This is a genomic window from Herbaspirillum sp. C7C8 (genome assembly GCF_022627875.1).
Taxonomy (GTDB): Bacteria; Pseudomonadota; Gammaproteobacteria; order Burkholderiales; family Burkholderiaceae_D; genus Herbaspirillum.
Genome location: NZ_JABXGG010000006.1, coordinates 95,198 through 105,808 on the forward strand (window position 1 = coordinate 95,198; position 10,611 = coordinate 105,808).

A 10,611-nucleotide genomic window follows, 5' to 3' on the forward strand; every position below is an offset into this window, starting at 1 on the left:
ATGATTGAAATGTTGACCGATCCACGCAGCCTGATCACGCTGATCAGCTTCCTCACCTTTGCCGGCATCCTGTGGTGGACCTATGTCAGCCACAAGCCCGCTGACTTCACGCAAGCCGAGATGATCCCCTTCGCCGATGGCGACATCGGCCAGCCCGCGGCCGACAGCAGCGACAAGGAGACAAGCCATGGCTGATTTCACCAATGGTTTCTGGAATATCTGGATCATCGTCCTGACCGTGCTGGGTATCGCCGGTTGCGCGCTGCTGCTGTGGCAGCAGTCCAGCTGGAAGGTCAAGAAGGGTGACCAGCCCATTGCCGGTTCGACCACCGGTCATGTCTGGGACGAAGACCTGACCGAACTGAACAACCCGCTGCCGCGCTGGTGGATGTGGTTGTTCTATATCACCATCATCTTCTCGGTGGGCTACCTGATCGCCTATCCCGGCCTGGGCAACCTGCCCGGCACCCTGGGCTGGCGTTCGACCGGCGAGCATGATGCCGACGTCAAGCAGGCCGAAGCCAAGTACGGACCGCTCTTCGACAGCTACCTCAAGAAGGATCTGAAGGTAGTGGCCGCCGACCCGCAGGCCCATGCCATCGGCGAGCGCCTGTTCCTGACCTACTGCGCGCAGTGCCACGGTTCGGACGCGCGCGGCAACAAGGGCTTCCCCAACCTGACCGACAACGACTGGCTGCATGGCGGCACACCCGAGATCATCAAGGAAACCATCCTCAAGGGCCGTCACGGCGTCATGCCACCCATGGCTGCTGCGGTGGGGACGGACAAGGATGTCGACAACGTCGCCAACTATGTGCTGAGCCTGTCCAACTCGGCGCATGACCCGATCAAGGCCGAGCTGGGCAAGTCCAAGTTCGCCGCCTGCATGGCCTGCCACGGCCCTGGCGGCGTGGGCAACCAGGCCCTGGGCGCGCCCAACCTGTCGGACAAGATCTGGCTCTACGGCGGCAGCATCGACACCATCAAGGAAACCATCAACAAGGGACGTGACAACACCATGCCGGCCTTTGGCGAATTCCTCGGCGAACCCAAGGTGCATGTGCTGGCCGCCTATGTCTGGAGCTTGTCCAACAAGCCCAGCAACGCCGCGGCCAAGTAGGACGCCATGCGTAGTTGAACCCGCGCCGGGGCCGACGCAGACACAGAGCTGCGCGGCCCCGGCGTCCTTCGTGATGGCCCGATGGCCATGATCACCGCGCCCGGCCAAGGGGCGCTCCAGAGAGCGAAAGCAGAGCAGGCAAGACCATGAACAAGGCCGCAATGACACCCAGGCAGGGCAAGGAAGAGGGCCCGCCATCCCAGGAGGAGGCGCCCCGCAAGGACGGCAAGGATGAATATGCCGTCATCCGCATGTATGCCGCGCGTGAACCGATCTACCCGCGCGAGATTCAAGGACGCTTCGCCAGCCTGCGCTGGCTGTGCGTGTTCCTGACGCAGCTGGTGTTCTACGGCCTGCCGTGGCTCAACTGGAACGAGCGCCAGGCCGTGCTGTTCGATCTGGCCTCGCGCAAGTTCTACCTGTTCGGCCTGGTGCTGTGGCCGCAGGACTTCATCTGGCTGGCCGCATTGCTGATCATCTGTGCCTTCAGCCTGTTCCTCTTCACGGCCATTGCCGGCCGCGTCTGGTGCGGCTATGCCTGTCCGCAGACGGTCTACACCGAGATCTTCCTGTGGATTGAACGTCGTATCGAAGGCAACCGCAGTGCCCGCATGCGTCTGGACCGCCAGCCCTGGTCGTTCGACAAGCTCTGGCGCAAGTCCGCCAAGCACCTGGCCTGGGGCAGCGTGGCCCTGTGGACCGGTATCAGCTTCGTCGGCTACTTTTCGCCCATCCGCGACCTGCTGCCTGAAATCGGGCAGTTCGCGCTGGGCCCGTGGGAAAGCTTCTGGATCGTCTTCTACGCCTTCGCCACCTACGGCAATGCCGGCTGGATGCGCGAGCAGGTGTGCAAGTACATGTGCCCGTATGCGCGCTTCCAGAGCGCCATGTTCGACCGCGACTCGCTCATCATTACCTACGACGACACCCGTGGCGAGCCACGCATGCCGGCGGCCAAGGCGGCCAAGCTGCAGGAGGGCCGCAAGGCGGGCGATTGCATCGACTGCACCATGTGCGTCCAGGTCTGCCCCACCGGCATCGATATCCGCCAGGGCCTGCAATACATGTGCATCGGTTGCGCCGCCTGCGTCGATGCCTGCGACAGCGTGATGGACAAGATCGACCGTCCGCGCGGCCTGATCCGCTATTCCACCGAGAACGCCATCGAGCAGGGCTTCTCGACGCCGGAAATCCGGCGCCGCCTGTTCCGTCCGCGCATCCTCATCTACACCGCCATCCTGGGGGCGGTGATCGCGCTGTTCCTGGGCTCGCTGGTGGTGCGCACCCCGCTGAAGCTGGATGTGATCCGCGACCGCGGCTCGATGGGGCGCGAAGTGGAAGATGGCATCATCGAAAACGTCTATCGCCTGCAGGTCATCAATACCGACGAGCGCGGCCATCGCTACCGCATCAGCGCCACCGGCATCGATGGTCTGACGGTCGATCCCGCCGGTCCCATCGAACTGGCTGCGACCCAGACCCTGATGGTGCCGGTCAGGGTGAGGGCACCGCACGGGGCAGGCGAGTCCGGCTCCAACAAGATTCATATCGAATTGCAGGCCGAGGACCAGCCCGCGCTGCACGTCAGCGAGAAGGCGGTCTTCCTGGTGCCGCGCCGCTGACGGCAGGAAATGGCGCAGCTCACATGAACCCAACGTCATATCGAGAGGAAACCATGCAGACCGTCTCCCCCAAGCTTGGCAACACCCTTCCCTGGTACCGTCACCGCTGGCCCTGGCTGTTGATGTCCGGCCCGGCCGTGGTGGTGGTGGCCGGCATCTTCACTGCCTGGCTGGCCATTTCGCGCGCCGATGCGCTGGTGGCCGACGATTACTACAAGCAGGGCAAGGCCATCAACAAGGACCTGCGCCGCGATCACGAAGCGCAGCGCCTGGGCGCCTCCATCGGTATTGCCTATGATCCGGCCAGCGCGGTGCTGCGGGGCCGCTTGCAGATGCGCCAGACGCCTGCTACCGGCGAAGAAGGGCAGACCCTGGTACTGAACCTGGTGCACCCGACGCTGCCCGCCAAGGACAGGACGCTCATGGTCCACCCCGCCGCCGATGGCAGCTTCTCGGTGCCGCTGGCGGAGATGGAACAGGCGCGCTGGCGTCTGGTAGCCGAAGATGGCAGCCACCGCTGGCGCCTGCACGGTACCTGGGTGTGGCCGCAACAGCGCAGCATCGAAATGAATGCCGAGGCCTACGCACCGGCCGAATAATGCGCTAAGCTGGAGTGAAGCCGGCTTCAAGACCGGCCCTCTACGGATGAAACTTCCTGCATCAAGGAGACAGTCATGCGCAAACAACAACGCAATCTCGCCATCGTGGGCTGGGTCGCCTTCCTGATGGCCATCGCGGCCGAAGGAATGTTCTTTTCCCTGTTCAATCCCGAGGAGCTGGCCATGGCGGCCGGCCATGAGTGGGAAGCACTGGCGGCCTACACCGTAGGGTTCTTCTGTTTCTGGGGAAGTTTTGCCGCATGTGGCCTGCTGGCCGTACGGCTGACGCGGGCGCTGCCAAGAGAGCGCCTGCGCCATTACGTCCAGGGCTGAGCACCCCGGACGCTTTGCGGGGCCGCTGGCGCTTAGCTGCCCGAGCGGGCGGTTGCCGCCGCCACCGGAGTGCAGGCATCCACGCCCGCAGCCAGGCGCTTGAGCGCGGCCAGGTCGACCACTTCCACATCGCGCTGTTCCACCGCCAGCAGACCCTGCTTGCGGAACTTGGAAATCAGGCGACTGATGCTCTCGATGGTCAGGCCCAGATAGTTGCCGACGTCCTGGCGCGTCATGCGCAGCTGGAAGCGTGTGGAGGAATAGCCGCGTGCAGCGTAACGTGAAGACAAATTCACCAGAAAAGCGGCAAACCGCTGTTCCGCACGCATGTTCCCCAACAGCATGATGACGTTCTGTTCGCTGGTGATCTCGTGGCTCATCATGCGGTGGAAATGACGCAGCAGATGCGGAATCTGGCCGAACAGCTGTTCCAGGCGTGCAAACGGGATTTCGCAGACTTCGCTGTCCTGCAGGGCCACCGCATCGCATTGATGCTGCTCGGTGCTGATGGCATCCATGCCCAGCAGTTCGCCGGGCATCTGGAAGCCGGTGATCTGGCGGTCGCCGTCGAGGTTTTCCTGGTAGGTCTTGAAGTGTCCCACGCGCACTGCATAGAGTGCCGTGAAACGGTCGCCGATACGGTACAGGAAGTCATCGCGTGCGACCTTGCGGCGGCCGATGATCTTGTCCAGGCGTTTCATGTCGGATTCGTCCAGACCCATGGGCAGGCACAGCTGGTGCATGCCGCAGGCGGTGCAACTGCGCAGCGCGGAGCTGGCAGCGGCTTCACGCGCGGCCGTCAGCGGCGAGCATGAGGTCAGGGAAGCGGTGGCGTTGGTGGCGCCAGCGGCGAGCGAAGTGGAGTGGCAAGGCTGGTTCATACGATGTTCCCGGCGGACTTGTGGCAATCGAATGACTCGATTTTAAGTGCGCGGAACGTAATAGGAAGCACAGTATTCCCGTATCAGACGGCATTTCTTGTCCCAGATCAAACATGGTCGAAGTAATCGCCGCAATCGACTGGCGAGGCCGCGTTGTCACGCGCAATTCCACTGCAATCCATCACAACTGACGGTGCCTGAGCGGCACTGGAAAGCGCGCACAGCGCAGTGTAGAGAAGCGGCCTTGATGGGGGAAAGTGGGCGGTATCACGGGGTTACCGGGGACCCGCGAATGCCCTTCCATGCGACCGTCTTGTTATTGAAACTTCAGTATCTTCGTGGCGATCTGAAGGCGTTGACCGGCACTGCCGGATCAGGCTTCGGCCGTCGCCTTGTTGACTTCCGGCAGCGGCAGCGGCGTGCTGGTGGGACGACCGCGATAGTCGGTCCAGCACAGGCGCTTGAAGTCGTACAGCTTGCAGCGACGTGCGGTATCGAAATACCAGCGCCAGGAGAAGCGCTGGATCACGATGCGGCCGGGCAGCATGGTTTCCAGCTTCTTCTGGGCCTGTTTGAGGCGATACAGCGGCACGCTCATGTCCACGTGGTGCGCGGTGTGTTCCATGATGTGATGCAGCAGCGCGCCCCAGTAGCGGCCAAAGGTAAGGTGCACGGTGGTGGAGACGAAGGGTTGCGCAGCAGCCCAGGTGATCTTGTCTTCATACCAGGCCACCGAGGTATGCGTATGGTGCACATACACCACGAAGCCGATCATGGCCTTCCAGAACAGCAGCGGAATCGCAAAACCGGTCACCAGCAGGGTCCAGAACGATTGTTCCGTCGCCTGCGCCGCCCAAGCCAGGCCGGCGATCCAGACGGCGGCCACGGCGGTCACCAGCACGCCATCCCACATGAATTCGGCGCGGCGGGTGGGCATCTGCTTCTTCGAGGGGAAGTACATGCGCTTCCACCACATGTCGACCATGTAGTACAGACCCGGAGCGAAGCCGCTGCGATAGAGGCGCTCCAGGCGCTGGCGCCAGCGCGGCAGGGCGCGGAACTCTTCCAGCGAGCGCGGCTGCCAGACGAAATCAAAACCCTTCAGGTTGGTATAGCCGTGGTGCACCACGTTGTGGCCCACGGCCCAGAGGCTATAGGGCGTGAGCGAAGGCATGAACAGCAGGCGGCCCAGCCAGGTATTGAGCTTGCGGCTGGGCGTGAAGGCCTGGTGGCAGGCATCGTGGCCGAGGATGAACAGGCGTCCGATGATGAAGCCATTGACCACGCCCAGGGCGATCTTGGCCAGCAGCCAGGGGGCCCAGACGATGGCCGCCAGGCTGGCGCCGAACAGGCAGAAGTCCAGTACCGACAGCGCCAGGGCGATGGCCGTGCTGCGCTGGCTGATGGGGATCACCCAGGAGCGGATGATCTTGCGATGGGGCATCGGTGCGCCAGGCGCGACCGGGGTGTGGGGGGGCGAAGTCGTCGACATCGTAATTACCTCTTCCTACTATCAAACGGTGGACGGGGGAGCATGCCGCAGGAGACTGCTCCAGCTAACGCTGCAAGGGGCGGATGGCATTGCAAGACATGGCGGCCGGAAAACCGGTGGCGGGACGTTAGCGCGGATCCCAAAAAACAACGCGACCGGTCATCATCGATGACGGATCGCGCCGTTTGGGTGCGGCAAGAATACCTTAGAAACGGTAACCCACGCCAACGCCGATCAGCCACGGATCAATCTTGACGTTGCTGACCTTGGTGCCGGCAGCGGTCTTCACGTCGCTGGAGATCTGCACCTTCTTGATGTCGAAGTTGATCAGCCAGTTCTTGTTGATCTTGTAGTCGGCACCGATCTGCAGGGCGCCACCGACGCTGCTGCTATCCAGTTGCAGGCCGTTGGCGAGGCTGACGCTGGAGATGCGGGTGTAGTTGATGCCGGCGCCGATGTAGGGGCTGAAGGCCGCTTCAGGCATGAAGTGGTATTGCAGCGTCAGGGTCGGCGGCAGGTGCTTGAAGGTACCGATCTTGGTGCCGTCCAGGCGTACGTCCTGCTTTTGCGGATAGGTCAGCACCAGTTCGGTGGCGATGTTCGGGGTGAAGAAGTAGCTGATGTCGAACTCGGGAATCACCTTGTTGTTGATGGTGATGCGGTCCGAGGCGCCGGTGCCGCCGACCGGGTCGGACTTGTTTTCCGGGCTCAGGTTGACGGCGCGTACGCGCACCAGCCACGGGCCTTGGGCTTCCTGTGCGAACACGGGAGCAGCAGCAAAGGAGGAGGCCAGGGCGGCCACGGCGGCAGTGAGGGTGACGATTTTTTTCACGGTGTTTTACCTGTCGAGTGAGGATGTCCGAAAGGTACGCGTGAAGCTTTCTGCGGGCTTTGATGCCGATCAAGCGGGCAGGCACATGAATAAAAAATGAGCCGGCCAGCGGGAACTTGCGCCCCAAAATGACACAAGCCCGGCCTGCTTGAGCAGGCACGGGCTGGATGTGCAGCGCGCCGATGCGCCTGCGCGGAGCGCTCAGGCTTACTCCTTGTAGCGTGCTTCGCGCGCCAGCTTGGTGAGGTTTTCCGGATCTTCGAAGGCCTTGTAATAAGCGTTCAGTGCCGGTGCGCCACCGAGGTGGGCATACAGTACGCGCTGGCCCTTGAAATGGCCCTTCTTGGCCATGTCGATCAAGCCGTCGATGGATTTTCCTTCATACACCGGATCGGTCAGCATGGCTTCCATCTCGGCGGCGGTGCGGATGGCGGCGATGGTCTGCTCGCTCGGCAGGCCGTAGGCCGGGCCGCTGTAGTCGGGGATGATCTCGATGTCGGCGTCGCGCACCACCACACGCTTGCCGCCCTTGGCGGCGATCAGCTCGCTGGTGTCGTTGGCGATCTTGGTGACGGCGCGGCGGGTCATGGCTTCGTCATCGGCGGTGTCGATGCCGATCACGCGGCGGCGCTTTTCCTGGGCGGCGAAACCGACCACCATGCCAGCCTGGGTGGAACCGGTACAGGTGGCCACCACGATGTTGTCGAAGAAGATGCCCAGCTGCTGTTCCTGCATCGCCACTTCATCGGCGAAGTTGGCATAGCCCAGGCCGCCCAGCGGGTGGTCCGACGCACCGGCCGGAATCGCATAGGGCTTGCCGCCCTTGGCGCGCACTTCTTCCAGGGCGCGCGCCCAGGTGTCCTTCTCGGTGGTGGAGTAGCCATAGCCGCCCATGATCGGGTTGCCGCCCATGATGCGAGTCAAGAGGATGTTGCCGACCTTGTCGTAGACCGGGTCATCCCATTCCAGCCAGGTTTCCTGCACGGTATAGGACTTCATGCCCACGGCGGCGGCGGCTGCGCAGACCTGGCGCGTGTGGTTGGACTGGATGTTGCCGATCGAGACCAGGGTGTCGCAGCCCTTGGCCAGGGCATCGGCCACCAGCCATTCAAGCTTGCGGATCTTGTTGCCGCCAAAGGCCAGGCCGGAAGAGACGTCATCGCGCTTGGCCCACACTTCCACGCCCAGCATGGCGGACAAGCGTTCCAGCTTGTGGATGGGGGAGGGGAAGAAGCCCAGGGTCTTGCGAGGGAAGAGTTTGTCGAGTGCCAGCATGGAGTGCTCCGGTTCAGGTGGATGGTCGAAAGGGGTCCGAATCTGGTCCGATTCATGGTGAATCGCCGGGATCAACTTTACGCCGGAGGATTAAAATGGTGCTTCCGAATTTATGGCATGATTCGTGATGAAAAATCGATGTAAATTATTTCATGCAAAGAAAATTGCGACAATTTGTCATTTAAGGAAAGAATCATCATGACGCTCGACCGCATGGACAAGCGCATCCTCAAGGCGCTGCAGAAGGATGGCCGCATCGGCAATGCCGAGCTGGCCAAGAAGCTCGGCATGAGTGCCACGGCCTGCTGGAACCACACCAAACGGCTGATGGACGAGGGCTATGTGAAGGAAGTGCGCGCCATCCTCGATCCCGAAAAACTCGGTCTGCCGGTACTGGTGACGGTGGGCGTGGTGCTGGACCGTTCCACCCCGGAGAGCTTCGCCGAATTCGAGAAGGCGGTGCGCGAGATTGCCGCCGTCCAGGAGTGCCTGCTGCTGGCCGGGGAATTCGATTACTGGATCAAGCTGCGCGTGAAGGATCTGCAAGCCTTCAATCGCCTGCACGCCAACACCCTGCTGCGCTTGCCGGGGGTGCGGCAATTGCGTTCCTTTTTTGTCCTCAACGAAGTGAAGAACAATCCGGAACTCGTGGTGGAATGAGGAATCTGCATTCTCATCCTGCCCACCCTATACTGCCTCTTTTGTCTTCATCCCCAAGGATCTGCTGATGACCACTTCCTCCCCTGCCACCCTGCGCGGCCTCTATCCCCCCATTGAACCCCATGAGCACGGCATGCTCGACGTTGGTGACGGTCACCAGGTCTATTGGGAAGTCTGCGGCAACCCCAAGGGCAAGCCGGTGGTCTTCCTGCATGGCGGGCCCGGTGGCGGTTGCGGCCCCTCGCACCGGCGCCTGTTCAATCCGGAAAAATACCGCATCGTCCTGTTCGACCAGCGCGGCTGTGGCCGCTCGCTGCCGCATGCCAACCTCGAGGCCAATACCACCTGGGACCTGGTGGCCGACATCGAACGCCTGCGCGAACTGCTGGGCATCGAGCGCTGGCAGGTCTTCGGCGGTTCCTGGGGTAGCACGCTGGCGCTGGCCTATGCCGAGACCCATCCGCAGCGCGTGACCGAGCTGGTCCTGCGCGGCATCTTCCTGCTGCGCCAGGCCGAGCTGGACTGGTACTACCAGGAGGGGGCCTCGTGGATGGTGCCGGACCGCTGGGACCAATTCCTGGCCCCGATCCCGGTGGCCGAGCGCGGCAATCTGGTGCATGCCTATCGCCGACGTCTGACCGGCAACGACGAAGCCGCCAAGCTGCAGGCCGCGCGCGCCTGGAGCCGTTGGGAAGCCAGCACCATCACCCTGGTAGCCGATGAAGGCCTGATCGATTCCTTCAACGATGCGCAATTCGCGCTGGCCTTTGCGCGCATCGAGAACCACTACTTCTTCAACAAGGGATTCATGGAGGAGGGCCAGCTGCTGGCCAATGCCGCGCGCCTGGAAGGCATTCCCGGTGTGATCGTGCAGGGTCGCTATGACCTGGCCACCCCGGCCAAGTCCGCCTGGGACCTGCACCAGGCCTGGCCCGGTTCGCAACTGCACTTGATCGACAGTGCCGGTCACGCCTACAACGAACCCGGTATTCTCGACCAGCTCATCGCAGCCACCGATCGTTTCGCGGATCGGTGATGGCCCGGCGCTGAAGGCGGTCTCACCCCTCGCCATACCGCATGTTCTGGCGCTCCCCTGGCGGGAGCGTTTTTTTTGTCTGTTCTGCCGTGTCAGCTTTTCTTTCGACCGCCCCTGGCGGGTACCTCATCCGTTGCAACGGCTGTCGCAGAGGGGGGCGCGGAATAGACCTCTTCCAGTTCCGCCAATCGATGGTTGAGCTTGCCCAGGACAGTGGTCAAGCTGGCGATCTCCATTTCGCTCAAGGCAGCGAACAGTCCATCGATGAAGGTTTTCTTCACCGGCTCCGAGGCCCGCAGCACTTCCTTGCCCGATGCGGTCAAAGCGATGTATTTGACCCGGCGGTCGCTGGCGTCGCCACTGCGCCGGACCAGTCCGTCGCGCTCCAGCGCATCGATGGCCTCGGTGATGGTGCGCGGCGCAAAACCGAAGGCCGTCGCCAGATCAGCCGCGCGCACCGGGCTGTTGCGCTCGATATGGCCGAGCATCTTGTTGCGCGCCAGCGAGGCGCCTTCACCGGCCATGAGCTTGTCCAGCGTGCGGTGCGAGCGAATGTAGAAGTCGCGCAGTGCCTCGGCGGCACTGCTGCTGTCATCGTTTGTAAAGCTTGTAGACATGATTTTTCCAGATACCATATCATATGGTACCTCATTAATTATTGCCTTGGTTTGCGCATAACCGTACTGACGCTGTATCGCCACTGTATCGCCACTGTATTGGCACTGTATTGGCACTGTATTGCTTCCCAACGGCAAAGTGTC

The 10,611-nt window shown here is 62.4% G+C and carries 12 protein-coding genes; 7 read left to right on the forward strand and 5 right to left on the reverse strand.

From position 1 onward, the window contains the following. The 5 genes from HWE01_RS09695 (at position 1) to HWE01_RS09715 (ending at position 3,674) form a co-directional block, all read left to right on the forward strand. Positions 1-195 (forward strand): cbb3-type cytochrome oxidase subunit 3, encoded by a 195-nt coding sequence (locus tag HWE01_RS09695; RefSeq protein ID WP_008330546.1) that lies wholly within the window; start codon positions 1-3, stop codon positions 193-195. Further along, the gene (gene ccoP, locus HWE01_RS09700; RefSeq protein ID WP_008330543.1) at positions 188-1,120 is read left to right on the forward strand and encodes a cytochrome-c oxidase, cbb3-type subunit III; all 933 of its coding nucleotides are present in this window, start codon (positions 188-190) and stop codon (positions 1,118-1,120) included. Before HWE01_RS09695 ends, ccoP begins: the two co-directional genes overlap by 8 nt. 146 nt (positions 1,121-1,266) lie before the next feature. Continuing rightward, positions 1,267-2,742: a cytochrome c oxidase accessory protein CcoG gene (gene ccoG / locus HWE01_RS09705; protein ID WP_241821696.1), complete on the forward strand. Its 1,476-nt coding sequence runs from the start codon at positions 1,267-1,269 to the stop codon at positions 2,740-2,742. Between the two features lie 53 nt (positions 2,743-2,795). Further along, complete coding sequence (locus tag HWE01_RS09710) at positions 2,796-3,341, forward strand: FixH family protein (protein WP_008330536.1); 546 nt, start codon at positions 2,796-2,798, stop codon at positions 3,339-3,341. Between the two features lie 75 nt (positions 3,342-3,416). Beyond that, positions 3,417-3,674, forward strand: a complete 258-nt coding sequence (locus HWE01_RS09715) for a hypothetical protein (RefSeq protein WP_008330535.1) — start codon at positions 3,417-3,419, stop codon at positions 3,672-3,674. Positions 3,675-3,706: 32 nt separating this feature from the next. Here the strand turns inward: HWE01_RS09715 and fnr are convergent, their stop codons facing one another. From fnr to HWE01_RS09735, 4 genes are all read right to left on the reverse strand, one after another. Beyond that, complete coding sequence (gene fnr, locus HWE01_RS09720) at positions 3,707-4,555, reverse strand: fumarate/nitrate reduction transcriptional regulator Fnr (protein WP_008330533.1); 849 nt, start codon at positions 4,553-4,555, stop codon at positions 3,707-3,709. A gap of 373 nt (positions 4,556-4,928) precedes the next feature. After that, positions 4,929-5,999, reverse strand: coding sequence for a fatty acid desaturase (locus tag HWE01_RS09725; protein WP_349641001.1), 1,071 nt, complete (start codon positions 5,997-5,999; stop codon positions 4,929-4,931). A gap of 253 nt (positions 6,000-6,252) precedes the next feature. Then, positions 6,253-6,879 (reverse strand): OmpW/AlkL family protein, encoded by a 627-nt coding sequence (locus tag HWE01_RS09730; protein ID WP_008330527.1) that lies wholly within the window; start codon positions 6,877-6,879, stop codon positions 6,253-6,255. Between the two features lie 207 nt (positions 6,880-7,086). Continuing rightward, positions 7,087-8,154: a 1-aminocyclopropane-1-carboxylate deaminase gene (locus HWE01_RS09735; protein ID WP_008330525.1), complete on the reverse strand. Its 1,068-nt coding sequence runs from the start codon at positions 8,152-8,154 to the stop codon at positions 7,087-7,089. Between the two features lie 198 nt (positions 8,155-8,352). Here HWE01_RS09735 and HWE01_RS09740 point away from each other — a divergent pair, with 198 nt between their 5' ends. After that, positions 8,353-8,814 (forward strand): Lrp/AsnC family transcriptional regulator, encoded by a 462-nt coding sequence (locus HWE01_RS09740; protein WP_008330522.1) that lies wholly within the window; start codon positions 8,353-8,355, stop codon positions 8,812-8,814. Positions 8,815-8,881: 67 nt separating this feature from the next. Beyond that, complete coding sequence (gene pip, locus HWE01_RS09745; protein ID WP_241821698.1) at positions 8,882-9,850, forward strand: prolyl aminopeptidase; 969 nt, start codon at positions 8,882-8,884, stop codon at positions 9,848-9,850. 92 nt (positions 9,851-9,942) lie between these two features. Here pip and HWE01_RS09750 read toward each other — a convergent pair whose 3' ends face one another. Then, on the reverse strand, positions 9,943-10,467 hold the full coding sequence (locus HWE01_RS09750) for a MarR family transcriptional regulator (protein WP_241821699.1): 525 nt from the start codon (positions 10,465-10,467) through the stop codon (positions 9,943-9,945). Between the last annotated feature and the right edge of the window lie 144 nt (positions 10,468-10,611).